This is a genomic window from Nocardia anocheti (genome assembly GCF_029675105.1).
In the GTDB taxonomy this organism is placed as follows: Bacteria; Actinomycetota; Actinomycetes; order Mycobacteriales; family Mycobacteriaceae; genus Nocardia.
Map to the genome: position 1 here is coordinate 493,266 of NZ_JAQQFV010000001.1, position 18,936 is coordinate 512,201.

An 18,936-nucleotide genomic window follows, 5' to 3' on the forward strand; every position below is an offset into this window, starting at 1 on the left:
CTGCCATCCACAGTTCATGCACCGGTTCACCAACAGGTTGTCCACAGGGCTGAGTTGTCCACAGGGTCAGACCCGTGAAAGTTGTTGGCGCCGAGCCAGAACCGCCCCGAGGACGTGATACGGGGGATAACCCGTGGGCGGCGCGCACCGCATCGCCCGGCAGACCGCCTCCACCAGCGCTGTCCCCAGGTGGTGCTGGGCGGGCGGGGTGAGCGTGGTGAGCCGCGACAGGTACTGGCGCATGGCGGCGGCCAGCTCGTCGGAGACGGCGGCGGGGTCGAGCTGGGTGGCCCAGCCGGTGAGCCAGGGCGGGGCCGCCGCGAGCGCCGGGCGCGGCATGGCCTGGCGGGTGTGCACCACCACGGTGCCCGCCAGGACGTCACCGACGCGCCTGCCCTGGGGCGAGCACAGTGAGGTGATCACCGCGACGGCACCGAACGCGCCGAGCATCCAGAAGTCCACCATGGCACCGGCCAGACCGCGGGTGAGCGCGTGCCGGAAGTCGATCGGGCCCGCGTCGGCGCGCACCACGCGCAGGCCGAAGGCGGCCTTGCCCAGGGAGCGCCCGCGCGAGAGGGTCTCGCCGCACACCGGGTAGCCCACCAGCACCGTCACGATGGTGACCACGCCCAGCACCGCGAACCAGGCCGAATCGGCGTCGGCGGCGGTGAGCACGAGGATGCCCACGTAGGCGATCGAGAACGCCAGGAACAGTTGCACGGTGAGATCGAGCAGGAAGGCGCCCGCGCGGCTGGGGATGCGCGCCAGCGGCAGTTCCAGCGCCACCGCTTCGCCGGTGGTGAATTCGGCCATGTGGCTAGCATTCCCGATATGGACACCGATGCCTACAGCTGGGCGCATCAACGGTCGTGGCATCGACTCGATCAGCTGGTGCGCCAGCGCAAGCTCAGTGGCGCCGAGGCCGACGAACTGGTCCGGCTCTACCGCGCGACGTCGCAGCAGTTGGCCAGAGTGCAGGGCCACCACCCCGATCCGGAGCTGGTGGCCGGGCTCAGCGCGCTGCTGGCCCGCGCGCGCGGGCGGGTACTCGCGGCGCGCGCGCAGCCGTGGCGCGAGGTGGGCCGATTCTTCACCCGGCACTTTCCCGGGGCTGTGTACAGAGCGTGGCCGTGGTGGGTGGGGACAACTGTCGTCTTCCTGGCCGTGTCCGCCGTGATCGCGGTGCTTGTGGACAACTCGCGCGCCGCTCGCTCGGCCCTGGGGATACCCGAGGGCGACCTCTCGATCATCACCGGACCTGGGGGTTCGTTCGAGACCTACTACTCCGAACACCCCAACGACGCCTTCGCCGCACAGGTGTGGACCCACAATTCCTGGGTCTCGGCGATCGCCCTGTTCACCGGTGTCCTGATCCTCCCGGCTGTGTATGCGATGTTCATGAACGCGCTGAATCTGGGGATAACCGGTGGATTGATGGCCGACGCGGGCCGCCTCGACTCGTTCTTCGGCTTCATCCTCCCGCACGGCACCCTCGAGCTCACGGCGCTGTTCGTCGCGGGCGGGGTGGGGTTGAAGCTGGGTTGGACGCTGGTGGACCCGGGACGACGCAGCCGGGCGGCCGCGATGGCCCGCCAAGGCCGGGCGACGGCGACGGTGGCACTCGGGCTGGTGGTGGTGCTGCTGGTGTGCGGCCTGCTGGAGGGTTTCGTGACGCCGAGCGGGCTGCCCGCGCCGGTGCGCATCGGCTTGGGATTCACCGCCGAGGCGCTGTTCCTGTGCTACGTCTTCGGCGTCGGCAGGCGGGTGGCCGAGGAACAGGACGCGCTCGCCGCCGCGCCCGCCGCCCAGCCCGACCCGGCCGCACGCTGGCTGACACCTGTGGACAACACCCTCGAGCGGGTCTGAACTCGCATCTGTACGTGCATTTGCGCGGCAGGCAACTCCGAGCACACCGGAGGCGGGACAGCGCCGGACAATCGGCAGCTACGCGAGGTAACGAGAAGGTTTCGAACTCCCCCATTTGAGTTCCGCTGGCCGCAGCGAGTCCAGCTCAGCTGCGGCCAGCGTTGCCGTTAACTGTACACAATCGTTATGCCCACGCAACCCCCAACGCGCAGGTCCGGCGTAAGAATTGCGAAGCGGCAAACATGTGTGGAGCCAGCGATTTCCACACCCTCAGCAAACTTCCGGCGGCGACTCGGACGAGGCGCGCGCCACACCAGGAATTCATCTTCCGCAAACCTTCGACAACCCATCGGGGTCCGATCGTTGCCGTGTCATCGGATTGTTCGCGCTGGTTGCCCGGATCACAGCCGACCCGGACAGGTAGCCCATCACCTGCGGGTTCGTCCACGGATTTTCGGTTTGCCGAGGCGGAAAGGCACTAAAAGAAACCTTAAGTTTGTTTACAACCCTGCAAACATGACCGGCACTCAGCAATCCGGGCTGAACACCTTCCTCGAGGCCATGAACCGGTCGAATGACCGGTTGCGCACGGGCCGCCGAACGCGGCGAAATCGGCTATAGAAGGTCCGGGAACCACCCCGCTCGAGCACACTGTGATCTTCGCCTCACCAGCGGGAATCAGGGGTTCACCCGCCACCTACGATGGGCCGATGACCGGGGTCAAGGATCGCCTGCTCACCACCATCGCCGACCAGCTCGGTAATCCGCACGGCCTGCTCGGCAAGGGGGTGGCCTTCGTCCTCAACCGGGGGAACAAGCGCGCTATCACCGCCGCCGTCGACGCGGCCGCCCCGCGCCCCGGCGCCACCGTGGCCGATATCGGCTTCGGCGGCGGCGTCGGCCTGGGCCTGCTGCTCGACCGGGTGGGCACCGAGGGCGTCGTACACGGCATCGAACCCTCCCCCGACATGCTCGCCCGCGCGCGCACCCGTTTCGCCATGGAATCGGCCGCGGGCCGCCTGGCACTCACCGACGGGTCACTGACGGCCCTCGGCCTGCCCGAGGCGAGCCTGGACGCGGCCATCACCGTCAACACGATCTATTTCCTCGCCGATCTCCCCGCCGCCTGCGCGGAACTCGCGCGCGTGCTGCGTCCCGGCGCGACGGCGGTGGTCGGCATCGGCGACCCGGAGGCGATGGGCAAGATGCCTTTCACCGCTTACGGATTCACCTTGCGTCCGGTCGGCGAGGTCATCGCGGCGCTGACCGCGGCGGGCCTCACGGTCGAGCACACCACGCTGCCGAATCCGCCGATTCCGCATCACCTGCTCGTCGCTCGCAAGTCCTGATCGCACCGGTCTCTCCCGGCACCGATCCGGGCTGTCCGAACTCTTGACCGACCGGTCGGTCATCCGTACCGTCGGTACATGGAGATCAGCACCGTCGCGCTCCGACGGGACACACCATGACCAGCCCGCTCACAGTGCCGACGCCCTTCGGCGAAGTCGCCGTCCATCTCAGCGGTCGCGCCCCCGGCGACGCGCCGGGACTGCTACTGCTGCACGCGAATCCAGGCGATCATCGTGATTTCGACCCGCTCACCCACGCGCTGCGCCAGGACTGGGCGATCGCGGCCGTGGACTGGCCCGGGTACGGCGCCTCGACGGTCACCGATCCCGACGCGTTCGGGGTGGCGGCGCTCGGCGAGATCGCCGAACTCGTCGTCGAGGCGTTGCGCGCCAACGGCTTCCCTTCCCTCACGGTGATCGGCAACAGTGTCGGCGGGTACGCGGCGGTGCGGTTGGCCGAGCGCGCGGCGGCCCACATCCGGGGGCTGGTGTTGGTGCAGCCCGCCGGGTTCGTCGCGCGGAATCCGTTGACCAGGGCGGTGTTCCGTCTCATGGCCGCGCCCGCTGTCGCGCGGTACGCGGTGGTGCCGTGCGCGCGGATGTATCTGGGTTCCCCGCGCGCGGTGGGCGTGCGGCCGATTCTCGAACGGGCGCGGCGGGTCACGGGTGATCCGGTTCGGCTCGCGGTCTATCGGCGGTTGTGGGGCAGTCTCGACGACCCGCGCGTCGACCTGCCCGCCGCCGGGCCGCTGCTGCCGGAGGTACCGGTCCTGGTGGTCTGGGGACGGCGCGATCCGATCAATCCGTGGCTGCTCAACCGACGCGGGGTGGCGCGGGCGCTGCCGGGGGCCGAGGTGGCCGTGCTCGCGGCGCGCCACGAACCGTTCGCCGAGAAGCCCGTGCTGTTCCTGGACGCGGTGCGCGAGTTCCTGTCCGCCCGGGCGGAGCTGTCGTCGTGAGGTCGCCCGAGCCCGGCCGCCGCGCGCTGCTCGACGCGGGCCGGAACCTGTTGGCCACCGCGACGCTGGGCAAGCTGTCGATCAACGCCATCACCGCCGAGGCGGGCATGGCCAAGGGCAGCTTCTATCAGCACTGGCCCAGCCGCGAGGACTATCTCCTCGCCCTGCACACCGCCTTCCACGACGACCTCGCCGAACGCGTCGAGACGGCGATCACCGACCTCGCGCCGGGCGAGGAACGTCTCGCGACCGTCGTCACCACCTATCTGGACGGCTGCCTGGCCGAACCGGCGACGAAGGGTCTGTTGGTGCAGGCACGCACCGACGCGGGCCTGCAAGGCGCCGTCTCGGCCCGCAACGCCACCGCCGCCGATCTCCTGCGCGCCGACCTGGCCGCCCTGGGCTGGGACGATCCGCACCCGGTCGCCGTGCTGCTGGTGGCCGCCATCGCGGAAACCGCCCTGCTGGAACTCGACGCCGCCGCCCCCCGCCCGGACCTGCGCGCGGCTCTGCTGCGATTGGCCCGGCGCTGACGGGGAAACGACAAGAGGCCCGATCCGAAGGGATCGAGCCTCTTGTCTCTGTGGGCTATTTGCGAAACCCGCTGACCTGTGCCAATAGCAGCGCCATACATAGCTCCTGCCCATGCATTTGATGCCCCTTGCCCATCTATCAGGCGCCCACGTTCGCGGCCTCGTGAACCAGTGGTTGGCGAGAGCTACTTGCCTGCGATGCGATAGGCCATACGACGCAACCACATCTCGAAGTCCGGGTATTCGAGCAGGTGCCGGTGAGCGTTGGAGTTGGCGAATCGGAAGCGCAGCGTTGAGTAGACCTGGTGTGCCGGGTAGCCCGCTTGGCTTTGCGTACCTCCCCCAACAACGCCGTTGATCGACTTCTCTGCCCAGGTGTGGGTTCCGGAATCGGGTATGGCTTCAGCGATCGCCGAGAGAAGTAGATCGCGCGATGGACGTGGATCAATATCTGCGTCAGGGATCACGTACGGATCGCACAGTCGCCACCACTGCACATGTTGACCATGAAGGCTGACGCGCCCGTAGTCCTGGGCCGCGTCGGCGATACCCGAGATGGGTTGGGGTGTGCCTCGCGTAGTGACGTAGGGCTGGTTGTTGGTACGAAACACCCATCCAGCCGGCAAGGCACGCCGTAGGGCGATGAGCGATGCTTGGACACTGACCTCGGCAACGGCGATCGCTGACAGCAACGTGCTCATGTCGTGGCCGTGCTCATCGGTCAAGGTCATAAGCCAGCGGTCAGGGACGAGCAGACCGGAAGCGAAGGCGTTGGCTTCCTGCTCGCTCTCGCCCTGTGAAGGGGCGTCGTCGCTTGGTTGGTCGGTATTGCACACCTGAGTGCCCAGATGCCATGCCAACTTCAGGTGAGCCAGTTCGTGAGCCAACGTGAAGCGTTGGCGCAGTGGATGCTCGGTCAGCCTATAGAACACTTGCGGCCGTTGACCTATGCGACGAACGACCACTGCATCAACCAACGATGTCGGCCATCGGTTATCGCAAGCGATGACGTCAGCTTCGATCTCCAGCAGTTTCTCTACCGGGACGGGTGGAACCAGGTTGTGCCTTCTCACGATCAAGGCAGCAGCGTTGCGCGCAGCGGTGATAGTCACAGATCAACAAGGACCTAGCCGCGATTGCCCAGATCAGGATCAATCTGACCGGTGCGGACCAGCCAGTCCCACACCTGATCCACATGAGAGGGCTCTTCGGCCCGCGCAGCGAGCGCGTAGTCACCCGCGGTGTCCAACAGTTTCACCGCCGAGACACCGATGTGGTGGGCAGCAACGATCACCCGCAAAGCCTGGGGTTGATCGACCCACAGCGCGTACTCCTCGCCAGTCATCCCCAGATAAGCGCTCAGCTCGGGTGGCACCCCGGTCTCGGCGTCGTGCCAATGGTCGACCCAATCGTCAACATCGTCGGCAAGCGCGTGCCCCGAGAGGACGGCATCGATGAACGTTCCCGCTGCGGGTGCCTTAGACATCGATCCTCCTTCCCTTGACAGCTTCGCCTATCAATTCTCCTGTACGGACGTCTCTTACGCCAAGATGTCGACCACGATTGTTGTAAACCTCGACATGACCGTGAAGATGGTCGTAGGTGAAGATCCGTTCGCCGGTCTTATCGCGCCAGCGTTGCTCTCCCGATCGATGGAGCTTCTCGTGCTGGTCGAGCCAGTCAGGTCTGACGCGCGCGACCGGGCTCATCGATGCGCTCCGAGCGCTGTCGGCATCAATAGCCTACCGCCGGTCAACGAGGAGCTCCACCAGGCAACGGTGGCATGGCGCGAGGTCCTCACCGCCCACTCACTGGAGGCCGGCGAAGCGGGAACACACAGGCGGCCGATGGTGTTCGTCGTCACCTCATCAATTTGCCAGGGTGTGGGGCGTGAACGCAAAGCTACATCGCCGCTTGGCGGGTCGAAGGTGCGATTGTGGGGTCATCGGCCTCGGGACAGCAGTTAGCTGTGCCGGGCTTGGGGTAGATCGGCGGGTGAGCGTCGCATCGAAGGCAGCAAGGCCTGGGCTGCATCGAACGCCTGGTCGAACACAACAGGTCGATCCCAGGCAACTCGACACGCCATCTGCAGCTAACTAGCTAAGTGATCTACATCACCATTTTCCCTTCGCTCCGGCATCGACATAGGAGGCGCCCCCTTCCCCACCTCAGAGCAACGCTCATGAACTATCGCGCATCCGACCAAGGTGTAGGCACCCCTGCCGCGAACATCGAGTAGCGCACAATCTGGGGCGCAGTAGGGCATACGCCCTGGTAGTTGCTGAAAGTAGAGGCCGTTGACGGGCGTTAGTGCAATACTTATATTCATGCCCATAGCTCCCCACCGTCCTCCGGGACTGGTGGGGCTTTTTCTATCTCAAGGGGTTGCATGCTGCGCGCCGTGATAGTGATCGACTACCAGAACATCCATCTGACCGCGCGGGGTAAGTTCACGGCACCAGGCACCCCCACCCACGAGTCGCTGGTCCATCCCCTGCGCTTCGCTGAACAGCTGCTCATAGCTCGGGCAAACGCCAAGGGCGCCGATGCCCCTGCAGTCAAGGTTGCAAAGGTGCACACGTTCCGCGGCCTGCCGTCGAACCGACACGACCCGACCTCCTATCGTAGGTCGCAGGCCCAGCAGGCTGAGTGGACTCGCGATCCCAGGGTTGAGGTCACCTATCGACCCCTGCGTTACCAAGAGATCAACGGAGTCCTAACACCACAGGAGAAGGGTGTTGACGTCCTTGTCGCGCTCAAGTTCACCGAGCTGGTAGCGGCCGCCCAGTACGACGTGGCGATCCTTGCTGCCCACGATACGGACCTGGAGCCAGCGCTGGAAGTTGCCCTCAGGTCCGACGCCGCAAGGTCTCGCAAAGTGACAGTTGAGACAGCTGGCTGGTATCAATGCAAGCGCATCGCGCCGCGAAACGGTGATCGGAAACCCTGGCACACCTTCCTCGCGGTGAATCACTTCACGAATGCGCGCGACCTCAAGGACTACACATAGGCCGAGGGCCTACGGTTCCCGCCGTCAGATACAGCACACAGTTCGGTCCAAGCTTCGAACCTGAAGCGTAAACGCAAGTGGCAGACGGGATTAGAGACCCTGGGACGATCGACTCCCTTGGTTCCCATCCGTTGGCTGTGATCAACTTCGGCCGCAGGACCGGTCCACCCCCGGCAGACGGCTATCGGTTGCAGTGTGTCGCCGAGTGATCGCCCTACGCCAGCATGTCTGGTCGTTTGATGGATGGTCGGGCGCGTCGTCCAGTGACGGAGGTTTGCGTGTGCTCTGATAGCTGCTGGTAATCGAAGTATCGACCGGCGGAGGTTGTTCGTGATGCATGCAGCAGATGAACTGGCCCTGCTGGCCAGGCGTGAAGCCGAGGCGACATCGGCTGTGTCCGATCTCGCCGATTTCTATGCGGTACTGCGGAGATTGGGGTCGGATCGTCAGCCACCTCAGGCGCTACAGGCGGCGTGTGGGCAACTGCTCGACTTGTGTGGCGCCGGGCAGCCATCCCCGTCAGAGGCGCCGCAGGCCGAAGTCTCAGCTGACTTGTGTGATGTCTCCCAGCAGGATTCGCCGAGCGAGTCGACACAGAAGCGTCCACGGCGTACTGCCTCGCCCCGCAAACGTGGTCCCGGGAGCCGCTCGCCGGCCGGGACGGTGAGGAACCTGCTCCGGGAAGCGTTCGCCGAGCATCCAGGTCGAGTACTGAGTTCCGTTGAGCTGGTAGAGATGCTCGTCGCACGCGGCTGGAAAGAGCCAGCGCGATCACGGCACAGCATCTACCAGGCGATGACCAAACTCGTCGAATCCGAGACCGGGCTGGCAAAGGTCGGACCAGCGAAATGGCGCTACGACACCGAGGCGGTCAGCGACGAGGTGATCCGTAACTGGATGGTTCACGGGCGACGAGACCAGCGGCAGGCACCCAGAGACGGGTCGTTGTCCGCGGTGGGCTGACCCAGAACCGTGTCGCTCAACCGAGGAGGACCGATGTAGGCAAAGAAACCCCACCCGACGCTTTGGAGGGCACCCGGGTGGGGTCCCGAACAGATCGGCCATCAGAAGGGACACGATCCGGGCTCGAGGTTACCCCGCCATGTACCAGTTTCGGTGCAGGCACACGCGGTGACAGCGAGCTCGGGGGATCGAGCATGCCTATGTGCGGGTCAGCCAGGTTTTCTACTCTTTCGTGGATTCCGGGAGCCAGTGGACCGATAGGTCCCGTCGCTGCCCAGAACGGGCCACAAAGCCACGCCGAGCCCCGTCTCGAGGCGGGCGACGGTTTCGGTGTCGGGCCAGGTCGTGCCAGCCAGGATGCAGGCGATCACCGCGTGGTTGACCCCGGTCCGGGCAGAGGCACCACGGACGCTGGTCTCCGGACCGAGCGCGGCTCGCAAGTTGACCGCGAGCAGGCGGGCGGCCTCAGCGACCGCGGTCGTGGCGGGGGCCGAGGGCCAGGAATCGGTGAACTCGCGTGGATCGACGCGTCGAGGTCGCGGCATCGCACAAGCCTAAACACGCCGTCGCCACGACAAGCGGGACGGAAGTCGCTATCGTCTGTTTCAACAGACACGAGAGTTGATCGGAAGACACGAAAACCCTTGCTTGACAGCTACATTCCCAATATTCCCGACCAGGAGTGGTCGGCTATCAAAGGCTTCGTTCTGGCTGCGGTCACCGACTGCGATCCAGCCACACCAAGCGCGACCAGGGACCTGCTGTGGGCATGTACCCGGCTCGCCCGATGGTGTCGGCGCACCGCCGGACTCGACCTGGACCGCGAGACGGTGCTGCACCCGGCAACGATCCGGGACTTCCTCGCGAACGGCACCGAGGAGATGACTCCTCGGTCGGTGGCGAACCTGAAGCGGCTGTTGACCCGGTGTTCGGAACGACTGGTACCACAGCACGCACGTCAGGAACCACCTGGCCCGGGGCGGGTGGAACCCGCCGCGCCCTACACCGGCACCGAGGTCGCGGCGTTACGGGCCTGGGTCTACGGCCAGCCGAGCCAAGCTCGCCGCGTTCAGGCCGACCGGCTGCTGTCGTTGGGGTTGGGAGCGGGACTGACCGCGGCCGAGATCGCCGCCACCAGTGTCGATGATCTTCACGTCGACGACGTGGGCGTGCTCATCTCGGTCCGTGGACCACGGACGCGGGAGGTGCCAGTCCTCGCCGATTGGTCCGGTCCGTTGAAACAGGTCGCCGAGAACCCGAACTGCACCGGCTATGTGCTTCTCCCGAGCCGCAAGCGGATCAGGAACCTGATCAGCAATTTCGCGAACTCCGGAAGCGGTGAACCCGGCCCGAACTCACACAGGATGCGCTCGACCTGGATCGTCAGGCACCTGATCGCCGGCGTACCGGTGCGGGGACTGCTGAAGGCGGCCGGAATCGAAACGGTGCAGGGCCTGACCAAGTTCCTCACCCATGTACCGGCCCCTGATGTCGACGCAGTCCGGCGTGCGCTGCACGGCGCCCATGAGGGGCGGTGAGCCGCCGCCACCGGTCACACCGCCCCGCCGCACAGACCGCCGAGCAGCTGCTCCTGCCCGGCAGGGACGGAACCCGGCCGGTGTTTCCCACAGAAACAGTCAGTGATGTGGTCACTGCCCTCGACGCGTCTGGTTTGCTCGACCGGATCGCGCAGTGGCGCCGAACCGATGACCCGGACCGGTCACGCAGAGGCGGTCGCCCGCCGGTGCTTCCGGACCGGGACCGGGTGGTTTTGACGGTGTTGTTGCTGCTCGCACTCAACGACGAACCGCTGCTGCTGACCCGCATCACTGAAGCTCTTCGATCCCGACTCACCCCGGAGTCACTCGATCTCCTCGGCGTGGACCCACGGCTCTTCGGGCCGTCAGGACACACAGTCCGCGACCGCCTCTACTTCGTCGTCCACCGAGCGTTTCACCGACTACTAACAGTGATCGACTCCGCGCCCGGAACCCCTGGCCGCCGCCTACCCGCGACCGAAGTCGATACGATCCGGGCCAGACGCAACTCCGAGCTCTGCCGACAACGACAGTCGCGCTGCCTGTGGCTGGCCAATCAGCTTCTGCACCTGAGCTTCCGGATGGTTCCCACCCACCAGCGCGCCGAGTGGGTCGGCGACGTCTGCGTCGATGCGACCCCGGTCCCTGTGTGGGGCAGGCGCGGTACCCCTTCACGCAGTAGCCGCGATCCCGACACGCTGTGCAGCCCCGACATCGACGCAGGCTGGTACACCCGCGAAGCCGACCACCGCGATCCCACCAACGGCCGAGATCCCAAATCTGTCTGGGCTTACGAAGCCACCATCACCACTATGACCGCCGACACCCCTGGCACCCCACCGAACTACCCCCTCCTCGCGGTCGCTCTCTCCTTCGACAAGCCCGGACACCGCGTCGCAGAGAACGCCCTGACCTGTCTGACCTCCCTTCGCGACCGCGGTCTACCGGCTCGCTACCTCACCGGTGACCGCGCCTACTTCCCCAACTCCAAACCCGACAAGCTCCAGCTCCCCGCACGAGCCCTCGGATACGAACTCGTCTTCGACTACCGCAACGACCAACTCGGCATCATGACCTCCCGCCACGGCGCGATCCAGGTCGAAGGTGCCTGGTACTGCCCCTCCATGCCCACCGGACTCATCGACGCCACCCGCGAATACCGCGACAACTTCATCGACCATGACACTTACCTCCAACGACTCGCCCGCCGCGCGGACTATCTCCTCACCCCCAAAGCCCGTCCCGACGCCGACGGCTACCGGCCGATGCGATGCCCTGCCGCAGGCCCCGCCCCCTCAGTGGCCTGCCCCCCTCAAACCCAGCACCACCCGCTCCCCGCTCGGGCTCCCCACCGTGCTGAAACCTCCAGTCAACCCACCTCGGATCTGCACCAACCGAGAATCCACCACCTTCGGCCCCGAGGACGGCGCCAAACACGCCCAACACCTCCAATACGGCACCCCCATCTGGCACGCCCGCTACGCCACCGACCGCAACACCATCGAAGGATTCAACGGGACGGTCAAAGACCCCGCCTACTCCGCCCTCGCCGACCCCGGACGACGCCGCATCCGCGGCTACACCGCCCAACTCCTCACCACGGCACTCATCACGACCAGCACCAACATCCGCAAAATCCGCAGCCACCTCCACCGACACAACCAACCCCGACCACACACATCCAGACACAGAACCGACCGACGCCGCCACCGACACAACCTCGCCAACCACCACCCAGACACACCACCGGCCACCGGCCCCAGCGCCAACACACACTGATCACACCCACAGGCAGCCACCCCGCCCGCCCACACGCCCATCCAACGGACCACCATCACGCACGGACATACAAAAGAGGGCCGATCCACTGGATCGGCCCTCTTTCGGTCCTTCGACTGCTCACCACCACCCACATCCAGGTTTCACAAACCCAGTTGCGCAGGTAACGCAAACAGCCCTCTGTGGGCGAAGGGGGACTTGAACCCCCACGTCCTTACGGACACTGGCACCTGAAGCCAGCGCGTCTGCCATTCCGCCACTCGCCCGAGCGACTGGAAAAACTTAACATGCCCGGCGGGCAAAAATAAAATCGAGCCTCTGACCTGCGCGGTTGTGAGTCGACACGGTCTGGGAACCGGGGCGGATCGCCGGGAGTTACAGGGTTGGAGGATCGTGGATATCATGCAAGGAACGTGGTCGCGTCCGGACACGCCGTAACCAGCGTGTCCACCGGCTGGGCACGCGCACCGAAGGGAGGGCTGTGATGGGCATCGTGTCGAGATTCGAACGTCGCCTGCAAGGCGCCGTCGGTGATGTGTTCGCGCGGGTGTTCGGCGGCAGCGTCGTGCCCCAGGAGGTGGAGGCCGCGCTGCAGCGCGAAGCCGCTGATCACATCCAGGATCTGGGCGGCGGGCACCAGCTCGCGCCCAACAATTACGTGATCACCATCAACTCCTCCGATCACGGCAAGCTCGACGCCGATCACGACCTCACGACCAAAGCGTTCGCCAAACATCTGCAGGATTACATCCGCGAGCAGGGCTGGCAGACCTACGGCGAAGTACACGTGGCGTTCGAGGCATCACCTACGCTGCACACCGGACAGTTCAGAGCGAGCGGCCACGTCGACCCCGACGCCGGTCGCGGGACCGCCCCACCTCGCCCCGGACAGCCACAACGACCCGCACACCCGCAACCAGGAGCTGGCCCCATGACGCACAACTCAGGCTACGAGCCGAGCCGAGAGCCCGCGGAGTCCGATCCACGCAATCGCGGGTACGCGCCGCCGCCCGCCGGACGTGGGGCAGCTCCAGGGGGCGCCTACCCCGCCGACGACTACGGTCGCGCGGGTGGCGGTTACGCCGCGCCCGACGCCCAGGGCGGCTACGGCGACGCCGCGTACGGCCAGCAGGGCGGCGAGTACCAGAACGGGTACGACCAGGGCGGCTACGGCCAGCAGGGTGGCTACGGCGACCAGCAGGGCGGCTACGGGCAGCAGGGCTACGACCAGCAGGGCGGGTACGGCCAGCAGGCCTACAGCCAGCAGGGTGGCTACGGCGGCGGCCAGCAGGGCTACGCCGAACCCGGCTACGACCAGCAGGGCGGGTACGGCCAGCAGGGTTACGACCAGCAGGGTGGCTACGGCCAGCAGGGCTACGCCGAACCGGGTTACGACCAGCAGGGCGGCTACGGCCAGCAGGGCTACGCCGAACCCGGCTACGGCCAGCAGGGCGGCTACGGCGGCGGCCAGCAGGGCTACGCCGATCCGGGCTACGGCCAGGAGGAGCAGGGCGGGTACGGCCAGCAGCCGGGCTACGGCCAGCAGCCCGCCGGGTACGGCCAGGCGGCGGGCGCGGGCTACGGCGCCCCGGCCCAGTCCAGCTACTCGGCCACGCTGCAGCTCGACGACGGCAGCGGCCGCACCTACCAGCTGCGCGAGGGTTCCAACATCATCGGCCGCGGCCAGGACGCCCACTTCCGGCTGCCCGACACCGGTGTGTCGCGCCGCCACATCGAGGTGCGCTGGGACGGCCAGACCGCGATGCTGTCGGACCTCGGTTCGACCAACGGCACGCTGGTCAACGGCTCGCCGGTGCAGGACTGGCAGCTCGCCGACGGCGACGTCATCCGGGCCGGACATTCCGAGATCCTGATCCGGATCGTCTGATCCCGTAAGCTGCGCGGTGCACGTCACGAGTCGACGCTGTCGGCCCTATGATGCTGCCATCACACGCACGGCCCCGACCTCGGGGCCCGCAAGCCAGCACGCCGGTGGGGGTGGTTCGCCCCGCACCTGCCGTACCGACGTACCCGGGCGAACAGGAGGTGGAACGCCGTGCAGGGATTGATCCTGCAATTGACCCGCGCGGGGTTCCTGCTGCTGCTCTGGTTGTTCGTCTGGGCCGTTCTGCGGACCTTGCGCAGCGATATCTACGCGGCATCCGGCATACGGATACAGCCCAGGGCCACTCGCGGCGCACGCGGGTCCATGGGACTGCCCTCCTTCAGCCGAGGCCAGAAGGGCGCCAAGTATCTAGTGGTGACTCATGGTTCACTCGCCGGCACTCGGATCACACTCGGCACACAACCGGTCCTCATCGGCCGCGCCGACGATTCGACGCTGGTACTCACCGACGACTATGCCTCGACCAGGCACGCGCGACTGTCTCAGCGTGGTGACGACTGGTACGTGGAGGACCTCGGCTCCACCAACGGCACCTATCTCGACCGCGCGAAAGTCACCACCGCCGTCCGTGTTCCGCTCGGCACTCCTGTCCGGGTCGGCAAAACAGTGATCGAGCTGCGATCGTGACACTTGTTCTGCGCTACACAGCGCGAAGCGACCGCGGACTCGTCCGGGGCAACAACGAGGATTCGGTCTACGCGGGCGCGCGCCTGCTGGCCCTGGCCGACGGCATGGGCGGACACGCCGCCGGTGAGGTCGCCTCCCAGTTGATGATCGCCGCGCTGGCGCATCTCGACGACGACGAGCCCGGCCAGGACATCCTCGGCAAGCTCGACCGCGCCACCCGCTCCGGCAACGCCGCCATCGCCGACCACGTCGAGGCCGAACCCGAACTCGACGGCATGGGTACCACGCTCACCGCCATCCTGTTCGCGGGCGGCAAGCTCGGCATGGTGCACATCGGCGACTCGCGCGCCTACATGCTGCGCGACGGCGAACTCGCCCAGATCACCCGCGACGACACCTTCGTGCAGTCGCTGGTGGACGAGGGCCGGATCACCCCCGAGCAGGCGCACACCCATCCGCAGCGGTCGCTGATCATGCGCGCACTCACCGGCAACGAGATCGAGCCGACGCTGATCATGCGCGAGGCGCGCGCCGGTGACCGGTATCTGCTGTGCTCCGACGGCCTTTCGGACGTGGTGAGCGACGAGACCATCGGCAACACCATGCGCGAGGGCAACACCGACGAGTGCGCCGACCGGCTCATCGAGCTGGCGCTGCGCAGCGGCGGGCCCGACAACGTCACCGTCGTGGTCGCCGATGTGATCGATCTCGACTACGGGCAGAGTCATCCGATCGTCGCGGGCGCCGCCTCCACCGAGGAGGAGGAAGACACCCCGCCGCCCAACACCGCCGCGGGCCGCGCCGCCGCCATGCGCCCGCCGCGCGCGCAGCCGCGCCGCGCCGCCGCCGCGCCGCCGCCGCCGGAGACCAAGTCGCACAAGCTGCGCTGGCTGCTGCTGTCGGTGGCGCTGATCGCCGCGGTCGCGGTGGGTCTGGTGGTGGGCTACAAGATGATTCGCAGTAACTACTACGTGGGCGCCGATCACGACCAGGTCGTGGTGATGCGCGGGCTGCCCGGCTCCATCCTGGGCTACTCGATCCACGATGTGGAGCTCACCGGCTGCGTCAACAGCAAGGGTGAACTCACCCTCGTCGAGGCGGGTGCCAGCCTGCCCAGCGGCTGCAAGAAGCTCATGGTCAGCGATCTCAAGCAGACCGGCCGCGACCAGGTGCAGAAGGGCCTGCCGCCGGACTCGCTGGACAAGGCGCGCGACAGCATGAAGGTGCTGGCCGCCAAGGAACTGCTGCCGCCGTGCCCGAAGAAGGAATCGGTGCCGCAGCCCGGTGTGCTGCTGCCGACCGAGGTGCCCCCGACCCCGGGCGTGCCCACCCCCGGTCCGGATCAGCCCGCCACGCCGACCACCACCCCGGCGCCGCCGACCACCACCACCCCCGCTCCCCCGACGACACCGCAGATCTCAGGGGAGAACTGCCGGGTGACGGACTGATGTCCGCACCGGCACCGCCGTCGGCTGGGGCGTTCCCCAGCCCCCCTGGCGGATTCGCGCCAGCGCCGCCCCCGTCGACGCGACGCAACCAGGAGTTGCTGTTGCTGGCGGGTGCCGCGGGGATCACGACGGTGTCGCTGTTCATCGTGGAGGCGAGCCAGGAGCAGTCGGTCACCTGGGACATCGCCAAGTACGGGCTGGCCTTCCTGGCCCTGTTCGGCGTCGCGCATCTGGCGGTGCGCCGGTTCGCGCCCTTCGCCGATCCGCTGCTGCTGCCGATCGTCGCGCTGCTCAACGGCCTGGGCCTGGTGCTGATCCACCGCCTCGACCTGGCCGACGCCGAGAAGGCGATCTACGACTCGAGCCCGATCCCCTCCCCCGACGCCAACCAGCAGATCATGTGGACCGGCCTGGGCATCGTGGTGTTCATCAGCCTGCTGATCGTGCTGCGCGACTACCGCACGCTGGCGCGCTACACCTACACCCTCGGCCTGGTCGGGCTGATCGCGCTGGCCATCCCCGCGCTGCTGCCGAGCCGATTCTCCGAGGTCAACGGTGCCAAGATCTGGATCCGGCTGCCCGGATTCAGCGTGCAGCCGGGCGAATTCGCCAAGATCCTGCTGATCGTGTTCTTCGCCGGGGTGCTGGTGGCCAAGCGGGATCTGTTCACCGCGGCGGGCAAGCACTTCCTCGGCATGGACTTCCCGCGCCCGCGCGATATGGGCCCGGTGCTGATCGTGTGGGTCGTCTGCATCGGCGTGCTGGTGCTGGAGAAGGACCTGGGCACCTCGCTGCTGATCTTCGGCACGGTGCTGGTGATGATCTACATCGCCACCGAGCGGGTGGGCTGGCTGGTCATCGGCGGCGGGCTGCTGGCGCTGGGCTTCGTGTTCGCCTACCAGCTGTTCGGGCACGTGCGGGTGCGCGTGGACACCTGGCTGCACCCGTTCGACGACTACCACAACACCGGCTACCAGATCTCGCAGTCGATGTTCGGCTTCGCGACCGGCGGTCTGGCGGGTACCGGGCTGGGCAGTGGGCGGCCGCAGCAGGTGCCCTTCGCCAAGACCGACTTCATCGTCACCACCATCGGCGAGGAACTCGGGCTGATCGGCCTGGCCGCGGTGCTGATGCTGTTCCTGATCTTCATCGTGCGTGGTCTGCGCACCGCGCTGGCCGTGCGTGACAGCTTCGGCAAGCTGCTGGCGGCGGGCCTGTCGTTCACGATCGCGATCCAGATCTTCGTCGTCGTCGGCGGTGTCACCAAGCTGATCCCGCTGACCGGTCTGACCACGCCGTTCATCTCCTACGGTGGTTCGTCGCTGCTGGCCAACTACGCGCTGCTCGGACTGCTGATCAAGATCTCCGACGCCGCGCGCGCACCGGCGCCCGCGCGGAAGCGCGCGCCCGCCCCGATCGCCGACGCGGCCACCGAGATGTTCCGACGGGAAGGCAGGGCAGGCGAATGAACACTCCGCTTCGCCGCGTCGCCGTCGCCGTGATGGTGATGGTGGTCGCGTTGCTGGTCAACGCCACCTACCTGCAGGTGGTCAAGGCCGACGATCTGCGCAGCGATCCGCGCAACTCGCGCGTGCTGCTCGACGAGTATTCGCGCCAGCGCGGCCAGATCTCCGCGGGCGGCACCGTGCTCGCCAGCTCGATCGCCACCGACGACCGGTACAAGTACCTGCGCCAGTACCCCTCGCTGCCCCCGGCCTACGCCCCGGTGACCGGCTTCTACTCGATGCAGTACGGCAAGACCGGCCTCGAGCTGGCCGAGGACCCGCTGCTCTCGGGCAACGACTCGAGCCTGTTCGGCACCCGCCTGGTCGACATGTTCTCCGGCCGCGATCCGCGCGGCGCCAACGTGCTGACCACGCTGAATCCGCTGATGCAGCAGGTCGCCTACGAGCAGATGACCTCCAAGGGCTACACCGGTGCGGTCGTCGCGATCGAGCCGAGCACCGGCAAGATCCTGACCATGGTGTCCACGCCCAGCTACGACCCCAACCAGCTCTCCGGCCACGACGGCGCGGCGGGCCGGGCGGCCTGGGAGCAGCTGAGCACCGACGAGAGCCAGCCGATGCTCAATCGCGCCGTCTCGCAGACCTACCCGCCGGGCTCGACGTTCAAGACCGTGGTCACCGCGGCCGCGCTGTCCAACGGCATCGCCGGGCCGAACGACCAGTTCACCGCCGCGCCCAACATCACCCTGCCCGGCACCAGCACCACGCTGGAGAACTACAACGGCAGCACCTGCGGTGACCAGCCGACCGCCAGCCTCTACGAGGCGTTCCGGCGTTCGTGCAACACCGCGTTCGTCGAGCTGGGGGTGAAGGTCGGCGCGTCCAAGCTCAAGGACGAGGCCGCCGCGTTCGGCATCGGCCCGCACCGGGGTGTCCCGGTGCCGGTCGCCGAGTCGACCGTCGGGTCGATCCCGGACAACGCCGCGCTGGGTCAGTCCAGCATCGGCCAGCGCGATGTCGCGGTGACCCCGCTCGACGTCGCGGTGATCGCGGCGACCATCGCCAACGGCGGCACCAGGATGCAGCCGTACCTGGTCGATTCCACCCAGGCGCCCGATCTGTCCGAGCTGAGCAAGACCGAGCCGGTCTCGGTCGGACAAGCCGTGACCGGGCCGGTAGCGTCGACGCTGAAAGACCTGATGATCGCCTCGGAGAGCAATACCGCGGGCGGTGGCCGCTCGGCGTACCAGATCGCGTCCAAGACCGGTACGGCCGAACACGGCAGCAATCCCCGTAACACCCCGCCACACGCCTGGTACATGGCCTTCGCGCCCGCGCAGAACCCGAAGATCGCCATCGCGGTGATCGTCGAGAACGGCGGCGACCGGGCACTGGCGGCGACCGGCGGCTCGGTGGCCGCTCCGATCGCCAGGTCGGTACTGGACGCGGGCCTGGCAGGGGGCTGAACGAAATGAGTGTGCGAGTGACAACA

16 protein-coding genes and 1 tRNA gene are annotated in these 18,936 nt (G+C 67.1%); 12 read left to right on the forward strand and 5 right to left on the reverse strand.

Annotated elements, in window-relative coordinates; genetic code table 11:
* Positions 1-66 precede the first annotated feature (66 nt).
* The gene (locus QC180_RS02410; RefSeq protein WP_278260884.1) at positions 67-813 is read right to left on the reverse strand and encodes an RDD family protein; all 747 of its coding nucleotides are present in this window, start codon (positions 811-813) and stop codon (positions 67-69) included.
* A gap of 18 nt (positions 814-831) precedes the next feature.
* Here QC180_RS02410 and QC180_RS02415 point away from each other — a divergent pair, with 18 nt between their 5' ends.
* From QC180_RS02415 to QC180_RS02430, 4 genes are all read left to right on the forward strand, one after another.
* A complete protein-coding gene (locus tag QC180_RS02415; protein ID WP_278260885.1) occupies positions 832-1,866 on the forward strand; it encodes a stage II sporulation protein M in 1,035 nt (344 codons plus the stop codon).
* 710 nt (positions 1,867-2,576) lie between these two features.
* The gene (locus tag QC180_RS02420; protein WP_278260886.1) at positions 2,577-3,215 is read left to right on the forward strand and encodes a methyltransferase domain-containing protein; all 639 of its coding nucleotides are present in this window, start codon (positions 2,577-2,579) and stop codon (positions 3,213-3,215) included.
* A gap of 116 nt (positions 3,216-3,331) precedes the next feature.
* Complete coding sequence (locus tag QC180_RS02425) at positions 3,332-4,174, forward strand: alpha/beta fold hydrolase (RefSeq protein ID WP_278260887.1); 843 nt, start codon at positions 3,332-3,334, stop codon at positions 4,172-4,174.
* A complete protein-coding gene (locus QC180_RS02430) occupies positions 4,171-4,707 on the forward strand; it encodes a TetR/AcrR family transcriptional regulator (protein ID WP_278260888.1) in 537 nt (178 codons plus the stop codon). The genes QC180_RS02425 and QC180_RS02430 overlap by 4 nt, the downstream gene beginning before the upstream one ends.
* 185 nt (positions 4,708-4,892) lie before the next feature.
* Here the strand turns inward: QC180_RS02430 and QC180_RS02435 are convergent, their stop codons facing one another.
* From QC180_RS02435 to QC180_RS30295, 3 genes are read right to left on the reverse strand one after another with little or no spacing between them, the layout of a single operon-like run.
* Positions 4,893-5,819, reverse strand: coding sequence for an ImmA/IrrE family metallo-endopeptidase (locus QC180_RS02435; RefSeq protein ID WP_278260889.1), 927 nt, complete (start codon positions 5,817-5,819; stop codon positions 4,893-4,895).
* Positions 5,820-5,833: 14 nt separating this feature from the next.
* Positions 5,834-6,193, reverse strand: coding sequence for a hypothetical protein (locus tag QC180_RS02440; protein WP_278260890.1), 360 nt, complete (start codon positions 6,191-6,193; stop codon positions 5,834-5,836).
* On the reverse strand, positions 6,186-6,416 hold the full coding sequence (locus QC180_RS30295; protein WP_474646377.1) for a colicin E3/pyocin S6 family cytotoxin: 231 nt from the start codon (positions 6,414-6,416) through the stop codon (positions 6,186-6,188). Before QC180_RS30295 ends, QC180_RS02440 begins: the two co-directional genes overlap by 8 nt.
* Before the next feature lie 680 nt (positions 6,417-7,096).
* Here QC180_RS30295 and QC180_RS02450 point away from each other — a divergent pair.
* From QC180_RS02450 to QC180_RS02460, 3 genes are all read left to right on the forward strand, one after another.
* Complete coding sequence (locus tag QC180_RS02450; RefSeq protein WP_278260892.1) at positions 7,097-7,717, forward strand: PIN domain-containing protein; 621 nt, start codon at positions 7,097-7,099, stop codon at positions 7,715-7,717.
* A 333-nt stretch (positions 7,718-8,050) separates the two neighbouring features.
* Positions 8,051-8,680, forward strand: a complete 630-nt coding sequence (locus QC180_RS02455; protein WP_278260893.1) for a hypothetical protein — start codon at positions 8,051-8,053, stop codon at positions 8,678-8,680.
* A gap of 644 nt (positions 8,681-9,324) precedes the next feature.
* Positions 9,325-10,218 carry a hypothetical protein gene (locus QC180_RS02460; RefSeq protein WP_278260894.1) on the forward strand — a complete coding sequence of 298 codons (894 nt, stop codon included), beginning with the start codon at positions 9,325-9,327 and terminating at the stop codon, positions 10,216-10,218.
* Between the two features lie 1,962 nt (positions 10,219-12,180).
* On the opposite strand, the gene QC180_RS02465 is transcribed toward QC180_RS02460, so the two are convergent.
* A tRNA-Leu gene (locus QC180_RS02465) sits at positions 12,181-12,263 on the reverse strand.
* Between the two features lie 218 nt (positions 12,264-12,481).
* On the opposite strand from QC180_RS02465, the gene QC180_RS02470 reads away from it, so the two are divergent.
* The 5 genes from QC180_RS02470 (at position 12,482) to QC180_RS02490 (ending at position 18,910) form a co-directional block, all read left to right on the forward strand.
* On the forward strand, positions 12,482-13,885 hold the full coding sequence (locus QC180_RS02470; RefSeq protein WP_278260895.1) for a DUF3662 and FHA domain-containing protein: 1,404 nt from the start codon (positions 12,482-12,484) through the stop codon (positions 13,883-13,885).
* A 168-nt stretch (positions 13,886-14,053) separates the two neighbouring features.
* Complete coding sequence (locus QC180_RS02475; RefSeq protein ID WP_278260896.1) at positions 14,054-14,530, forward strand: FHA domain-containing protein FhaB/FipA; 477 nt, start codon at positions 14,054-14,056, stop codon at positions 14,528-14,530.
* Positions 14,527-15,978, forward strand: coding sequence for a PP2C family protein-serine/threonine phosphatase (locus QC180_RS02480; RefSeq protein WP_278260897.1), 1,452 nt, complete (start codon positions 14,527-14,529; stop codon positions 15,976-15,978). Before QC180_RS02475 ends, QC180_RS02480 begins: the two co-directional genes overlap by 4 nt.
* The gene (locus tag QC180_RS02485; RefSeq protein WP_278260898.1) at positions 15,978-17,447 is read left to right on the forward strand and encodes an FtsW/RodA/SpoVE family cell cycle protein; all 1,470 of its coding nucleotides are present in this window, start codon (positions 15,978-15,980) and stop codon (positions 17,445-17,447) included. Before QC180_RS02480 ends, QC180_RS02485 begins: the two co-directional genes overlap by 1 nt.
* Positions 17,444-18,910 (forward strand): peptidoglycan D,D-transpeptidase FtsI family protein, encoded by a 1,467-nt coding sequence (locus QC180_RS02490; RefSeq protein WP_278260899.1) that lies wholly within the window; start codon positions 17,444-17,446, stop codon positions 18,908-18,910. The genes QC180_RS02485 and QC180_RS02490 overlap by 4 nt, the downstream gene beginning before the upstream one ends.
* Positions 18,911-18,936 lie beyond the last annotated feature (26 nt).